At 70.0% G+C, this 14,153-nt stretch carries 11 protein-coding genes; 7 read left to right on the top strand and 4 right to left on the bottom strand.

The annotated features are described in order from the left end of the window. Window positions 1-6: 6 nt before the first annotated feature. Together ACSQ4M_RS32525 and metG are read right to left on the bottom strand one after the other, a co-directional pair. Window positions 7-204, bottom strand: coding sequence for a hypothetical protein (locus tag ACSQ4M_RS32525; RefSeq protein ID WP_436193482.1), 198 nt, complete (start codon window positions 202-204; stop codon window positions 7-9). Beyond that, window positions 204-2,276 carry a methionine--tRNA ligase gene (metG, locus tag ACSQ4M_RS32520; protein WP_436193481.1) on the bottom strand — a complete coding sequence of 691 codons (2,073 nt, stop codon included), beginning with the start codon at window positions 2,274-2,276 and terminating at the stop codon, window positions 204-206. Before metG ends, ACSQ4M_RS32525 begins: the two co-directional genes overlap by 1 nt. A gap of 253 nt (window positions 2,277-2,529) precedes the next feature. Here metG and ACSQ4M_RS32515 point away from each other — a divergent pair, with 253 nt between their 5' ends. From ACSQ4M_RS32515 to apbC, 3 genes are read left to right on the top strand one after another with little or no spacing between them, the layout of a single operon-like run. Then, window positions 2,530-3,303, top strand: coding sequence for a substrate-binding periplasmic protein (locus tag ACSQ4M_RS32515; protein WP_436193480.1), 774 nt, complete (start codon window positions 2,530-2,532; stop codon window positions 3,301-3,303). Between the two features lie 6 nt (window positions 3,304-3,309). Next, entirely contained in the window at window positions 3,310-6,396 is a 3,087-nt protein-coding gene (locus ACSQ4M_RS32510) for a response regulator (RefSeq protein WP_436193479.1), read from the top strand. A gap of 8 nt (window positions 6,397-6,404) precedes the next feature. Beyond that, on the top strand, window positions 6,405-7,496 hold the full coding sequence (gene apbC / locus ACSQ4M_RS32505; RefSeq protein ID WP_436193478.1) for an iron-sulfur cluster carrier protein ApbC: 1,092 nt from the start codon (window positions 6,405-6,407) through the stop codon (window positions 7,494-7,496). A gap of 7 nt (window positions 7,497-7,503) precedes the next feature. On the opposite strand, the gene ACSQ4M_RS32500 is transcribed toward apbC, so the two are convergent. Continuing rightward, entirely contained in the window at window positions 7,504-8,658 is a 1,155-nt protein-coding gene (locus ACSQ4M_RS32500) for an ATP-binding protein (protein ID WP_436193477.1), read from the bottom strand. Between the two features lie 98 nt (window positions 8,659-8,756). Here ACSQ4M_RS32500 and fdhD point away from each other — a divergent pair, with 98 nt between their 5' ends. Both fdhD and ACSQ4M_RS32490 read left to right on the top strand, forming a co-directional pair. Next, window positions 8,757-9,584 carry a formate dehydrogenase accessory sulfurtransferase FdhD gene (gene fdhD, locus ACSQ4M_RS32495; RefSeq protein WP_436193476.1) on the top strand — a complete coding sequence of 276 codons (828 nt, stop codon included), beginning with the start codon at window positions 8,757-8,759 and terminating at the stop codon, window positions 9,582-9,584. A 52-nt stretch (window positions 9,585-9,636) separates the two neighbouring features. After that, window positions 9,637-10,491 (top strand): CPBP family intramembrane glutamic endopeptidase, encoded by an 855-nt coding sequence (locus ACSQ4M_RS32490; RefSeq protein ID WP_436193475.1) that lies wholly within the window; start codon window positions 9,637-9,639, stop codon window positions 10,489-10,491. Window positions 10,492-10,495: 4 nt separating this feature from the next. Here the strand turns inward: ACSQ4M_RS32490 and ACSQ4M_RS32485 are convergent, their stop codons facing one another. Beyond that, entirely contained in the window at window positions 10,496-11,920 is a 1,425-nt protein-coding gene (locus tag ACSQ4M_RS32485; protein WP_436193474.1) for a DHA2 family efflux MFS transporter permease subunit, read from the bottom strand. A 92-nt stretch (window positions 11,921-12,012) separates the two neighbouring features. Here ACSQ4M_RS32485 and argG point away from each other — a divergent pair, with 92 nt between their 5' ends. Together argG and ACSQ4M_RS32475 are read left to right on the top strand one after the other, a co-directional pair. Beyond that, the gene (argG, locus tag ACSQ4M_RS32480; protein ID WP_436193473.1) at window positions 12,013-13,350 is read left to right on the top strand and encodes an argininosuccinate synthase; all 1,338 of its coding nucleotides are present in this window, start codon (window positions 12,013-12,015) and stop codon (window positions 13,348-13,350) included. A 27-nt stretch (window positions 13,351-13,377) separates the two neighbouring features. Then, a complete protein-coding gene (locus ACSQ4M_RS32475) occupies window positions 13,378-14,067 on the top strand; it encodes a MarC family protein (protein ID WP_436193472.1) in 690 nt (229 codons plus the stop codon). Window positions 14,068-14,153 lie beyond the last annotated feature (86 nt).

Here is a 14,153-nt window from a genome sequence, read left to right as displayed (position 1 = left end):
GCGCTGCTATTCGTTGCCGGGCGTCACCACGTCCACGGCTGCGCCCACGGCCTGCCCGGTGACCTTGACGGCGCCCACGGCCACGTCGGCGGCGACGCCCACGGCCGTGGCGCCCACGCTGACCACCGCACCCGCCACCGTCACCACCGCGCAACCAGCCAACACCAGGCAGGCCAGGGCGAGCAGCGCGGCCGCGTGGCGCATCAACGCACCCGCATGCCGGGTTGCGCGCCTGGCCAGGGCTCCAGCACATGGATGCCGGGCTGGGCCTTCTCGTCGGCATGGCTGGCGGCCAGCACCATGCCTTCGCTGACGCCGAACTTCATCTTGCGCGGCGCCAGGTTGGCCACCATCACGGTCAGCTTGCCGACCAGTTGCTCGGGCTGGTAGCTGCTTGCGATGCCGCTGAACACGTTGCGCATGCGGCCTTCGCCGACGTCCAGCGTCAGGCGCAGCAGCTTGGTCGAGCCCTCGACCTTCTCGCAGGCCACGATCTTGGCGATGCGCAGGTCGATCTTGGCGAAATCGTCGATGGAGATGGTCGGTGCGATCTCCTCGCCGCCGGGCTGCAGCTTCTCGGGTTCGGGTGCCGCGGGCGGCTCGAACAGCGCGTCGAGTTGCTTGATGTCCACACGCTGCATCAGGTGCTGGTAAGCGCCGATGGCATGGCCCGCGCCCAGCAGCCGGCCGGCATCGGGCCATTGCAGGGCCTCGACCTTGAGAAAGGCCTCGACCTGCGCGGCCAGCGCCGGCAACACGGGCTTCAAGTACAGCGCCAGCAGCCGGAAGGCTTCGATGCAGGTGCTGCAGACGTCCTGCAGACGCGCATCGGCACCTTCCTGCTTGGCCAGTTCCCAGGGCTTGTTGGCGTCCACGTACTCGTTCACGCGGTCGGCCAGCAGCATGACCTCGCGCAGCGCACGCGCGGTGTCGCGGCGCTCGAAGGCCTCGGCGATGTCATCTGCATGAGATGCGATGAGCTGAACAAGACCGGCACTTCCGTCGTTTGGAAGCTGCGAGAGCTGTCCATTGAAGCGCTTGGTGATGAAGCCGGCCGCGCGCGAGGCGATGTTGACGAACTTGCCGATCAGGTCGGCGTTCACGCGCGCCATGAAGTCGTCGGGATTGAAGTCGATGTCCTCGTTGCGCCCGTTGAGCTTGGCGGCGATGTAGTAGCGCAGCCATTCGGCGTTCATGCCCAGGCTCAGGTACTTGAGCGGGTCCAGGCCGGTGCCGCGGCTCTTGCTCATCTTCTCGCCGTTGTTGACGGTCAAAAAGCCGTGCACGAACACGTTGTTGGGCACCTTGCGGCCCGCGAAATGCAGCACGGCGGGCCAGAACAGCGTGTGGAAGGTGACAATGTCCTTGCCGATGAAGTGGTACTGCTCCAGGGCGGGGTCGGCCATGTAGGCATCGAAGTCCTGGTCGCGCTTGTTGAGCAAATTCTTCAGCGAAGCCAGGTAGCCGATGGGCGCATCGAACCACACATAGAAGTACTTGCCCGGCGCATCGGGGATCTCGATGCCGAAGTAGGGCGCCTCGCGCGAGATGTCCCAGTCCGCGAGGCCTTCGCTGGTGCTGCCGTCGGCGTTCTTGCGCACGGTGAACCACTCGCGCACCTTGTTGGCCACTTCGGATTGCAGGCCGCTGTCGGTGATCCAGCCCTGCAGGTACTCGGCGCAGCGCGGGTCGGACAGGCTGAAGAAGAAGTGCTCGCTGGTGCGCAGCACGGGCTTGGCGCCGCTCAGCGCCGAGTACGGGTTCTTGAGGTCGGTGGGGGTGTAGACGGCGCTGCACACCTCGCAGTTGTCGCCGTACTGGTCCTTGGCGCCGCAGTTGGGGCACTCGCCCTTGATGAAGCGGTCGGGCAGGAACATGTTCTTCTCGGGGTCGAAGAACTGCTCCACGCTCTTCTGCGCGATCAGGCCGGCCTGGCGCAGCGCGCGGTAGATGTCGGCGCACAGCGCATGGTTCTCCGCGCTGTCGGTGTGGCTCCAGTTGTCGAAGGCGACATGGAAGCCATCGAGGTACTGCTTGCGGCCCGCGGCGATGTCGGCCACGAACTGCTGGGGCGTCTTGCCGGCCTTTTCGGCCGCGATCATGATGGGCGCGCCATGTGCATCGTCGGCGCCGACGAAGTTCACCTCGGCGCCCCGCATGCGCTGGAACCGCACCCAGATGTCGGCCTGGATGTATTCCATGATGTGGCCGATGTGGAAATTGCCGTTGGCGTACGGCAGCGCGGTGGTGGCGAAGATCTTGCGCGGGGCGGACATCTGGAAGGTGCGCTTTCAGGAAAAGGCGGTGGCGTTCCGCGCCGGCTGGCGCGGAAGGAGCGGTATTTTAGAAGTCCCGCGCGGCCGCCCACGGCGGCCCCGGCCCCATCCTCGCGGACCGGCGGGGCAGGTGTGCGATGTACGGCACCCGCCATGGCGCTCCTGCGCGCCTGAAGTCACTAGAATTTTTGTGCACCTCGGTCCGCGCGGCCACCGGTGCAACCCGGTGTGAACAACGGCCAGGAGGCGCGTGATGGACCAGGTGATGCGGGCGATCGGACTCTGCGCGGGCCGCCGTGCCCTGCTGGCTGCCCTGCCGGCGCTGGCGCTGGGCGCCCATGCGCAGGGGCGGATCGAGCGGCCCACCGACATCGTTCTGGCGTCCGACACCTGGCACGACCTCACACGCAAGGACGGCACGGGCCTGTACTTCGACCTCATCCGGTCGGTCTATGCGCGCGGCGGCATCGGGCCGGTGCGCATCCAGATCCTGCCCTACGCGCGCACCGTCAGCATGGTGCGCGACAAGCGCGTCGATGCCTGGGTCGCGTCCTTCCTGCGCGAGAAGGACTTCCCGCTCTATCCCAAGTGGCATTTCGACCGCAATGCGCAGATGGTCGTGTACCGGGCCGATGCGGAACTGGCCTACCAGGACCCGTCCTCGCTGGCGCAGCGGCGCGTGGCCTGGTTGCGCGATTTCGGCCTGGACCGCTACATCCAGGTGCCCATGCAGGTCACCGAGGTCGACACCATCGCCAGTGCCTTCGCCATGCTGGACCGCAAGCGCATCGACTTCTTCGTCGGCGCCAAGTCCGACCTGGGCGACTACCTCCGCGACGCCAAGGTGGACATGTCGCGCTACCGCACGGCCTTCGTGCTGCACCTGGGCCTGTACCTCGCCTTCGCCGACACCGCCCGCGGCGCGGCACTGCGCACCATCTGGGACGAGCAGATGGAGGTGCTGCACAAGGACGCAGGCTTCCTGTCCATCTACAAGCAATATGGCTATGAAGTTCCATTCGACTGAGCCCGCATGCGGCGCCGCCTGAACGCGCGCATGTGGTCCCTGCGCGCGCAGTTCGTCTGGCTCGTGGTGCTCATCGCCTCGGCGGTGGTGGGCCTGTTCGGCGTGCTGAACTACCTGGACAGCAGCGCGCGCCTGCAGCGCCAGCTGGACCGGCAGATCGACGGCATCGCCGGCCGGCTGGCGGTGAGCCTGCCGCCGGTGCTCTGGCGGCTGGACATGCAGCAGGTGGAGAAGACAGTCGTCTCCGAACTCGCATCGCCAGAGGTGCTGGCGATCGAGGTGCGCGACGAAGGTGGCACGGTGCTCTTCCGTGCGCACCGCGACGCGGCCGCCGATGAGGGCCCGCCCGGCGACGCGGACCTCATCCTGCGCCGCGTCGCGCTGCGGCAGGACGACGCCGCCGAGAACCTGGGCAGCGCGATCGTCCACGTGACACGCGCGCCGATCCGCGCCGCGCTCCAGCGCGAACTGGTGCGGCTCGTGCTGCTGACGCTGGCGCTGGACCTCACGCTGATCACGGCGCTCTATTTCGCGCTGCGGGCGATGGTGCTGCGGCCGCTGTTCGGCGTGCGCGATGCGCTGAGCGGCATTGCAGCGGCCCATGCCGACCTGTCGCGCCGCCTGCCGCCCGGGCGCACCGACGAGTTCGATGCCGTCGCACGCAACTTCAACGCCTTCGTCGAGCGGCTGAACACCGTCATGGGCGGCACCATCGACGAGGTGCATGCGGCCATCGGCCACGTGTCGCGCGGCGAGCTGGAGCGCCCCATCGCGTTCAGCGGCAGCGACAGCGTGATGGGCGGGCTGGCGCGCATGCAGCACAACCTGCGGCAGATGACCGAGGACCTGCGCCAGGCCAAGACCGCGGCCGACGGGGCCAACCAGGCCAAGTCGCAGTTCCTGGCCAACATGAGCCACGAGATCCGCACACCGCTCAACGCCATCATCGGCATGGCCTACCTGGCCGGCAAGCAGGCGGCCGACCCGCGCCAGCGCAACTACGTGCGCAAGATCGAGCAGTCGGGCAAGCACCTGCTGGGGCTGATCAACGACATCCTGGACTTCTCCAAGATCGAGGCCGGCAAGCTCGCCATCGAGACGGCGGCCTTCGAGCTGGCCGCGGTGCTGGACAACGCCGTGCTGGTGCTGCAGGACAAGGTGGCCGACAAGGGCCTGGAGCTCGTGCTCGACGTGGCGCCCGAGGTGCCGTGGCAACTGGTCGGCGATTCGCTGCGCCTGGGTCAGATCCTGATCAACTACGGCAACAACGCCGTGAAGTTCACCGAGCAGGGCGAGGTCGTGCTCTCGGTGAGCGTGGCCGAAGCGGCGCCGGACAGTGTGCTGCTGCGCTTCGGCGTGCGCGACACCGGCATCGGCATGACGCCGGCGCAGATCCAGGGCCTGTTCAAGAGCTTCGCGCAGGCCGATGCCTCGACCACGCGCAAGTACGGCGGCACCGGCCTGGGCCTGGTCATCGCCAAGAGCCTGGCCCAGCTCATGGGCGGCGAGGTCGGCGTGTCGTCCGTGCCTGGCCAGGGCTCGGAGTTCTGGTTCACCGCCCGCATGGGCCGCGTGGCGCAGGCCGGGCCGCAGCCCGCGCCGCTGCAGGGCCGGCGTGCGCTGGTGGTCGAGGACAACGCGGCCGCCCGCGCCGCCCTGGTGCGCACGCTGCAGGCATGGGGCGTGGCGGTTCGCCCGGCCGGCTGCGCTGCCGAGGCCGTGCAGACCCTGCGCGGCCTGCCGCCGGACCAGGCCCCGGACTGGGTTCTCGTCGACGCCGGCCTGCCGGACCTGGACGGCCAGCCGGCAGTCCGGGCCATCGGCACGCATCTGCCCGGCGCGCCTGGCGGCCTGCTGTTGCTGGCGCCGCCGGGCCGCGACGACAGCCTGCCCACCGCGCCCTGCGCGCGCGTGCTGTCCAAGCCGCTGCACCCGGCGGCCCTGCGCGAGGCCCTGCAACAGCTGCAGGACGGCCGCCTGCGGCCCGAGGAGCCGCCGAGCGTCGGCGCGGACGCGCAGGCCGGGCTGCGCGAACTGGCCGGCGCCCATGTGCTGCTGGTGGACGACAACGCGCTGAACCAGGAGGTGGCCGTCGGCCTGCTGGAAGACCTGGGCCTCGCGGTCGATCTCGCCTGCGATGGCCGCGAGGCAGTGGACCGGGTGCGCGCGAACGACTACGACCTCGTGCTCATGGACATGCAGATGCCGGTGATGGGCGGCATCGAGGCCACGCTGGAGATCCGCGGCGCGCTGGGGCGCACCGACCTGCCCATCGTCGCCATGACCGCCAACGCCATGCAGCAGGACCTGGACCGCTGCCGCGCCGCGGGCATGGTGGACGCGGTCACCAAGCCCATCGTGCCCGAGCGGCTGTGGGCGGCGCTGCTGCGCTGGACGCGCCGCCGTGCGCGGGCCGTGCCGCCGCCCCCGCGCGCCGCCGCGGCCGACGACAGCGCGGACGGCGCCGTGCCGCAGGGCGTGCCGGGCCTGGACACGCAACTTGGGCTGCAGCGCATGCTGGGCAAGAAGGGCCTGTACCTGGCCACGCTGCGGCGCTTCGTGCAGACGCAGCACGATGCCAGCGCCCGCATCGCCGCGGCGCTGCACCGCGAGGACATCGGCGAGGCCGAGCGCCTGGCGCACACGCTCAAGGGCCTGGCCGGCACCATCGGCGCCACCGGGCTGCAGGAGGGCGCAGGCCGGCTGGAGGACTGCATCCGCGAAGCCGGGCCCGCCGCACAGCGCCAGGCCGTGCTGCAGGCCACCAGCGTGCAGCTCGATGCGCTCGTCCTGGCGCTGGCGCCGGTCCTGCCGGCGCCCGAGGAGGCACCGGCCGATGGCTGCGGCGAACCGCAGGCCTGGGTCGAGCCGGCACGCGTGCTGGAGGGGCTGCTGGCCGAGTCGAGCGCCGAGGCGGTGGACCACTGGCGCCGGCATGCGCCCCTGTTCGCCCGGCAGGTGCCGGCTGCCGCCAGCACCATTGCCATGGCACTGGACGACTACGACTTCGAAGCGGCGCTGCTCGCCCTGCGAAAAGCCCTTGCCAACCCGCTGCCGGATGCCTCGGTACACTTTGCGCCCCCAAAGGAGTGAATGCCAAGATGCCAGTGACGGAACAGGCGCTGACCGACGCGCTCAAGCAGGTGGTCGATCCCAACACCGGCAAGGATTTCGTGTCCACCAAGCTGCTGCGCAACCTCAGCGTGCAGGGCGGCGAGGTGGCCTTCGACGTGGAACTCGGCTACCCGGCCAAGAGCCAGATCCCCGCGCTGCGCAGCGCGCTGGTGGCCGCGGCCCGCAGCGTGCCGGGCGTGGAGAACGTGTCCGTCAACATCGCCAGCAAGATCACCGCGCATGCCGTGCAGCGCGGCGTGCAGCTGCTGCCCGGCGTGAAGAACATCGTGGCCGTGGCCTCGGGCAAGGGCGGCGTGGGCAAGAGCACCACCTCGGCCAACCTGGCGCTGGCGCTGGCCGCCGAGGGCGCCCGCGTGGGCCTGCTGGATGCCGACATCTACGGCCCCAGCCAGGCCATGATGATGGGCGTGTCGGGCCGGCCCGAGAGTTCGGACGGCAAGACCATGGACCCGCTGGTCGGCCATGGCGTGCAGGTCATGTCCATCGGCCTCCTGGTCGACCAGGACCAGGCCATGATCTGGCGCGGCCCCATGGCCACGCAGGCGCTGGAGCAGATGCTGCGCCAGACCAACTGGACCGAGCTGGACTACCTCATCGTCGACCTGCCGCCCGGCACCGGCGACATCCAGCTCACGCTGAGCCAGCGCGTGCCCATGACCGGTGCCGTGATCGTCACCACGCCGCAGGACATCGCGCTGATCGATGCCAAGAAGGCGGTCAAGATGTTCGAGAAGGTGGGCGTGCCCATCCTCGGCCTGGTGGAGAACATGGCCGTGCACGTGTGCAGCCACTGCGGCCACCAGGAACACATCTTCGGCGCCGACGGCGGCAAGAAGATGGCGGCCGAGTACAAGATGGACTACCTGGGCGCGCTGCCGCTGGCCATGGCCATCCGCGAGCAGGCCGACAGCGGCACGCCCACCGTGGTGGCCGAACCCGATGGCGAACTGGCCGGCATCTACAAGGCCGTGGCGCGCCAGGTGGCGGTGGCGATCGCGCAGAAGAACAAGGACTTCTCGTCCAAGTTCCCGACCATCAAGGTGTCCAAGGACACCTGAACGGGCTTCAGGCCAGCAGTTCCGGCAGTGCCCACACCGGCACCACGTCCACGCCGTTGCGCAGCGGATACGGGCGGGCGACGGGCGCCACCACCACGGTCCTGTCCGGTTGCAGGTCGCCGATGGCGTGCCAGAAGCCTTTGGTCACGGTCGGTGCGGCCGAAAACTTCACCTCCATGCCCAGGCGCCGCGTGCCGGCCTGCACCACGATGTCGAGTTCGGCGCCGGCGGCCGTGCGGTAAAAGCCCATCTCGGCGCCCGCCGGCAGCAGCGCACGCACCTGCTCGACGACGAAACCCTCCCAGGACGCCCCGACGATGGGATGGCCCTGCAAATCGGACAGGCTCGCGATGTTCAGCAGCGCATGCACCAGGCCGCTGTCGCGGATGTAGACCTTGGGCGATTTCACGAGGCGCTTGCCCACGTTGGGCAGGAAGGGCTCCAGCCGCCGCACCATCAGCGTGTCCACCAGCAGGTCGAGGTAGCGCGTGGCCGTGCTGTGCGAGGCGCCGCCCAGGGACATGCCGAGTTGCGATGCATTGAACAGCTGGCCTTGCAGGTGGGCCAGCATGCGCCAGAAGCGGTGCAAGGGGTCGGCCGCCACGCCCACGCCCATCTGCGGCAGGTCGCGTTGCAGGAAGGTCTGGATGAAATCCTGCCGCCAGGCAAAGGACAGGCGCTCGCTCGGCGCCAGCTGTGCCTGAGGAAAGCCACCGCGCAGCCACAGCTGCTGCAGCGTCGCCAGGTCGGCCGGCAGCTCGTTGGCCAGCAGCGGCGTGAGTTCCAGGTAGCCGACGCGGCCGGCCAGCGACTCGGTGCGCTGGCGCAGCAGGGCGCCACTGGCAGAGCCCAGCAACAGGAAGCGGCCGGCACGGCGGTCGGCATCGATCTCCGGGCGCAGCTGGGTGAACAGCTCGGGCAGCATCTGCACTTCGTCCAGCACCACGAGCCGCCGGCGGTGCTGGGCGAGGAAGAATTCGGGTTCGGCCAGCTGGGCACGGTCGCTGGGGCGTTCGAGGTCCAGCACCAGCGTATCCGCATGTTCGGCGGCAATGGTGCGGGCCAGCGTGGTCTTGCCGACCTGGCGCGGCCCCAGCAGCACCACGCCGGGGTAGAACCCGAGGCGTTCGCGCAGGTCGGCGGCGAGATGGCGCTCAATCATCCTTGCATTTTGATCGAATCATGCTCAATTTACAAGGATGAGGCGGTGCAGTCGCCAATCCGGAACAAGGGCCGCGCCGTTGGTGCGAGACTCGCCACATGCAAGCCCAGGATCTTTCCTCCGACACCCCCACCGGCACGCGCAAGCTGATCGTACGGCGCGGCGCGGGCGCGTCCGACACCGATTGCGTGGCCGAGGAAGTGCCGGTCGCGCTCGAATACAACGGCATCTCGCACGCCGTGATGCTGGCCACGCCGCTGGACCTGGAGGACTTCGCGCTCGGCTTCTCGCTGACCGAGGGCATCGTCGACAGCCGCGCCGACGTGCGCGACATCGAGCTCGTGGAGGGCCGCGGCGGGCTCACGGTGCAGCTGCAGATCGCCTCCGGCTGCTTCGCGCGGCTCAAGGACAAGCGCCGCAGCCTGGCCGGCCGCACCGGTTGCGGCCTGTGTGGCGCCGAGAGCCTGCCGCAGGCCGTGCAGCGGCCCGCGCCGCTGCAGAGCGCGGCCCGCTTCGAAGCCGCCGCCGTGTCGCAGGCCGTGCAGGCCCTGAACCAGCGCCAGCCGCTGCGCGATGCCAGTGGCGCCACGCATGCCGCCGGCTTCGCCGATGCCCAGGGCCGGCTGCTGCTGGTGCGCGAGGACGTGGGCCGCCACAACGCGCTGGACAAGCTGGTCGGCGCGCTGCTGGCGGCGAACCGGTCGGCGCAGGATGGCTTCGTCGTCGTGACCAGCCGCGCCAGCTACGAGATGGTGGGCAAGACGGTGCGCGCGGGCAGCGCGTTGCTGGCGGCGGTCTCGGGCGTCACGGGCCTGGCGATCGATCTGGCCGCGGATGCGAACCTGGCACTGGTCGGCTTCGCGCGCGGCGACCGGCTCAGCGTCTACACGCACCCCGAGCGCGTGCTCTGGGCGGCCGCAGCCTGATGGTGCGCTGTCGGCGCGCGGCATAGCCGTGCACAGCTCCTTCGTTCTTCTGTTGCTCGCCATCGCCGCGGCCTGGTGGCCGCAGCCGCAGCGCGGCTGGCCGGGCCATGTGCCGCCCTGGGCGCTGCTGTACGGCACCGCCGTGGCCCTGGCCTGGCACCACGGCCTGCTGCGCCCGCCGGCACTCGCCGCGCTGGCGGGGCTGTTCGTGCTGGCCACCGCGGCGGCGCACGTGCAGAACCGTGCGCTGCGCGTGCTGCTCTGGCTCGCGCTGGCGGGCCTGTGCGCGGCACTGGCCTTGCACCGCGTGCCGGGCTTCCACAACCCCGTGCTGCTGGACGGCGTGCGCTGGTCGGCCGGGGCGCCGGCGTTCACGCAGCGGCTGAACTTCGACAAGGGCTCGGTGGGGCTGGCGCTGCTGGTGCTGCTGGCGCCGGCCGCCCAGGGCGATAGCCGGCGCGCGCTGCTGCCGACGGCGGCCATCGCGCTGGCGACGCTGTGTTTGGTGCTGGGCCTGGGCTGGTGGCTGGGCCTGGTGCGGCCGGACCTCAAGTGGAACCTGCAGCTGGCCTGGTTCCTGCCCGTGAACCTGCTGCTGACCTGTGTGGCCGAGGAGGCGCTGTTCCGCCTGCTCGTGCAGGACGCGCTGGCGGGCCGCTTCGCTGCGCCATCGGTGCGGCCGACGGCGGGGCACGCTGCGCTGGCCGTGTTGCTGTCGGCCGCGCTGTTCGGCCTGGCGCACCTGGCGGGCGGGCCGCGCATGGCCCTGCTGGCGGGCCTCACGGGCCTGGGGGCGGCGCTGGCCTATGCCGTGACAGGCCGGCTTGGCCCGGCGGTGCTGGTGCACTTCGCCGTCAATGCCGTGCACGCGCTGGCCTTCACCTACCCCGCGCTGTCCGGCCGCTGAATCCTCAGGCGGCCTTGCCGGCCAGCATGCCCGCGCCCACGTCCGCGGGCACCTGCCGGTAGTGCCACAGCGCGAGCGCGCCGACCGCGGCCACGGCCAGGAAGGCCAGGTGGAAGTCCTGCAGCAGCACCTGGCCGCCGACCTGCGCATGCATCTGGCCCGCCAGCGCCAGCGCCAGTGCCGCGACCGCCACGCCCATGGCCGCGGACACCTGCATGGCGATCGCCGACAGCGTGGAGCCCGCGCCCATCTGCGCATTGGGCAGCTCGATCATCATGAGCGTGGAGTTGGCCGTCAGCAGCATGGAGCGCGCACAGCCGGCCAGCACCAGCAGCGCGGCCAGCACGGGCCAGCCGGTCTGTGGCGTGACGGCCGCGAAGGCCGCGATGCCCAGCACGCTCAGGCTGCCCGCCACCAGCAGCACGCGCCGAAAGCCGAAGCGCTTGAGGATGGGCGTGGTGACCGACTTGAGCGCCAGGTTGCCCAGGAAGTAGGGCAGCAGCATGGCGCCGGCCGTCACCGCGTCGTGGCCCAGGCCGAGCTGGAACAAGAGCGGCAGCAGGAAGGGCGTGGCCTGGATGCTCATCGAGGCCAGCGTGCCGCCCAGCGAGGCGATGGAGAAGCTGCGCCAGCCGAACGGCGCCAGGCTCACGAGCGGGTGCGGCGCGCGGCGCAGGTGGCGTGCCGTCCAGGCCAGCAGCGCCAGCCCCGCCAGGGTGGCCAGCAACGCGGGCAGCCGCGAGGCCGCAGGATCGGTCGCGTGCGCGGCCGATTCCAGCCCCGTGATCAACAGGCACAGCCCGCCGATCGCACCCACGGCGCCGGGCCGGTCCAGCGGCCGCGGCGTGGGCGCGGCGTCGGCCGGCACCCAGCGCCGCACCAGCCACAGGCCCACCAGGCCGATCGGCACGTTGAGCAGGAAGTTCCAGTGCCAGGACCAGTAGGTGGTGATGAAGCCGCCCAGCGGCGGCCCCAGCACGGGCGCGAACAGCACGGGCCAGGTCAGCAGCGCGGTGATGGCGATGCGGTCTTCGGTGCGCGAACCACGCAGCGCGATGGCGCGGCCGATCGGCAGCAGCAGCCCGCCGCCCAGGCCTTGCAACGCGCGCGCCGCGATGAGCTGGCCGGACGTCTGCGCCAGCCCGCACAGCAGCGAGGCCAGCGTGAACACGCCCACGGCCACGAGGAACAGCCGGCGCATGCCGTAGCGGTCGGCCAGCCAGGAGGCCAGCGGCAGCACCACGGCGCTGGCCAGCAGGTAGGCCGTGATCGTGGCGCTGAGCGCCAGCGGCTGGGTGCCGAGGTCGCGCGCGATGGAGGGCAGCGAGGTGTTCAGGATGCTGCTGTCCAGCATCAGCATGAACATCACGGCCGCGACGGTCAGCGTGACGCGCCGGTAGCTGCCCGGGCCGGTGTTATTGGTTGACATTGTCTCCATTGTCCAGGGATTGGTTGATATCGTCAACCGTGGCCGCGCGCCCCTAAAATCGCGCCCTTTCCCTGCTTTCCGGACTCCTTCCCATGACCGCCACCATCCTGAACCGCCTGCCCGCAGGCGAGCGCGTCGGCATCGCCTTCTCGGGCGGCCTGGACACCAGCGCCGCCGTGCACTGGATGCGCGCCAAGGGCGCCATTCCCTGCGCCTATACCGCGAACCTGGGCCAGCCCGACGAGAGCGACTACGACGACATCCCGCGCAAGGCCTTGGCCTATGGCGCTGAGAAGGCCCGCTTGATCGACTGCCGCCCGCAGCTGGTGTCCGAAGGCATCGCCGCGATCCAGTCCGGTGCCTTCCACGTCAGTACCGGCGGCGCGACCTACTTCAACACCACACCGCTGGGCCGGGCCGTCACCGGCACCGTGCTGGTGGTGGCCATGCGCGAGGACGGCGTGGACATCTGGGGCGACGGCAGCACCTACAAGGGCAACGACATCGAGCGCTTCTACCGCTACGGCCTGCTCGCCAACCCCAAGCTGCGCATCTACAAGCCCTGGCTGGACCAGCAGTTCATCGACGAGCTGGGCGGCCGCAAGGAGATGAGCGAGTACCTCATCGCCAACGGCTTCGATTACAAGATGAGCGTGGAGAAGGCCTACAGCACCGACTCCAACCTGCTGGGCGCCACCCACGAGGCCAAGGACCTGGAGTTCCTGAACGCCGGCATGCACATCGTCAAGCCCATCATGGGCGTGCCGTTCTGGCGCGAGGACTGTGTTGTCAAGCCCGAGACGGTGTCGATCCGCTTCGAGGAAGGCCAGCCGGTCGCGCTGAACGGCCGCACCTTCGACTCGCCCTTGGCGCTGTTCATGGAAGCCAACGTGATCGGTGGCCGCCACGGCATCGGCATGTGCGACCAGATCGAGAACCGCATCATCGAGGCCAAGAGCCGCGGCATCTACGAGGCCCCGGGCATGGCGCTGCTGCACATCGCCTACGAGCGCCTGGTCACCGGCATCCACAACGAAGACACCATCGAGCAGTACCGCGCCAACGGCCGCAAGCTCGGCCGCCTGCTCTACCAGGGCCGCTGGTTTGACAGCCAGGCGCTGATGCTGCGCGAGACGGCGCAGCGCTGGGTGGCCCGCGCCATCACCGGCGAGGTGACGCTGGAACTGCGCCGCGGCAACGACTACTCGCTGATGGACACCAGCAGCCCCAACCTCACCTACAAGCCCGAGCGCCTGTCGATGGAGAAGGTGGAAGACGCGGCCTTCACGCCGGCCGACCGCATCGGCCAGCTGACCATGCGCAACCTGGACATCGCCGACACGCGCGACAAGCTGGCCATCTACGCGGGCGTGGGCCTGCTGGGCAAGGGCAGCGACACCGACCTGCCGCTGCTCTCGCAAGGCGAATAAGCCACCGGCGCGAAACGGCGGCACGCCATGACGCTGGAACTGCTGGCGGCCCTGGGCAAGGGTTTCCTGTTCGCGTTCGTGACCGTGCTGCCCATCCTGAACCCGGCCGCCGCGGCGCCGGTGTTCCTGAGCCTGACCGACGGGGCCGCGCCGCCCACGCGGGCGCTGCTGGCGCGGCGCATCGCGCGCAACGTGTTCTGGCTCATGCTGGGCGCCATGCTGGTCGGCGTGTACGTGCTGGACTTCTTCGGCATCTCGCTGCCCATCGTGCGCGTGGGCGGCGGCATGGTGGTGGCGGCCAGCGCCTGGCGCCTGCTCAACACCTCGCAGACCAGCAGCGACCACCGCACCGCGCTGGCCGAGGCCTACACGCCCGAGATGGCCAAGCGCCAGGCCTTCTACCCGCTGACCTTCCCGATCACCTCGGGCCCGGGATCGATCACGGCGGCGATCACGGTGGGGGTCTCGCTGGCCGATTCGCGGCTGTCGCTGGCGCTGGCCCGCACCGGTGGCGCGGTGCTGGCGCTGCTGGCCATCGGCGTGCTGGTGTACCTGGCCTACCGTTATGCCGACCGGCTGCTCAGGCCGCTGGGCGAGGCCGGCATGATCATCTTCCTGCGGCTGTCGGCCTTCATCCTGCTCTGTCTGGGCGTGCAGATCGTCTGGAACGGCGTGCACGAACTGGTGCTGCAGCTGCTGCGCGAGGCGGGCGGCTAGAATACGCGCCCCTTCGGCGACTTGCCGGTATACACAAAGTGCGCTGCACGGTACCGGCACCCAGGTTTCCAGGCCCTTGCTGACAG

The organism is Pseudorhodoferax sp. LjRoot39 (genome assembly GCF_964253035.1).
GTDB lineage: Bacteria > Pseudomonadota > Gammaproteobacteria > Burkholderiales > Burkholderiaceae_C > Pseudorhodoferax.
Note: the sequence above shows the minus strand (reverse complement) of the source record. Positions and strands in the feature narration are given on the sequence as shown.

What these genes read in the sequence shown, in the direction of transcription:
- apbC (WP_436193478.1), top strand. Translation starts at nt 6,405, where the DNA reads ATGCCAGTGACGGAACAGGCGCTGACCGACGCGCTCAAGCAGGTGGTC.
- fdhD (WP_436193476.1), top strand. Translation starts at nt 8,757, where the DNA reads ATGCAAGCCCAGGATCTTTCCTCCGACACCCCCACCGGCACGCGCAAG.
- ACSQ4M_RS32515 (WP_436193480.1), top strand. Translation starts at nt 2,530, where the DNA reads ATGGACCAGGTGATGCGGGCGATCGGACTCTGCGCGGGCCGCCGTGCC.
- ACSQ4M_RS32500 (WP_436193477.1), bottom strand. Translation starts at nt 8,658, where the DNA reads ATGATTGAGCGCCATCTCGCCGCCGACCTGCGCGAACGCCTCGGGTTC.
- ACSQ4M_RS32475 (WP_436193472.1), top strand. Translation starts at nt 13,378, where the DNA reads ATGACGCTGGAACTGCTGGCGGCCCTGGGCAAGGGTTTCCTGTTCGCG.
- metG (WP_436193481.1), bottom strand. Translation starts at nt 2,276, where the DNA reads ATGTCCGCCCCGCGCAAGATCTTCGCCACCACCGCGCTGCCGTACGCC.
- argG (WP_436193473.1), top strand. Translation starts at nt 12,013, where the DNA reads ATGACCGCCACCATCCTGAACCGCCTGCCCGCAGGCGAGCGCGTCGGC.
- ACSQ4M_RS32525 (WP_436193482.1), bottom strand. Translation starts at nt 204, where the DNA reads ATGCGCCACGCGGCCGCGCTGCTCGCCCTGGCCTGCCTGGTGTTGGCT.
- ACSQ4M_RS32485 (WP_436193474.1), bottom strand. Translation starts at nt 11,920, where the DNA reads ATGTCAACCAATAACACCGGCCCGGGCAGCTACCGGCGCGTCACGCTG.
- ACSQ4M_RS32510 (WP_436193479.1), top strand. Translation starts at nt 3,310, where the DNA reads ATGCGGCGCCGCCTGAACGCGCGCATGTGGTCCCTGCGCGCGCAGTTC.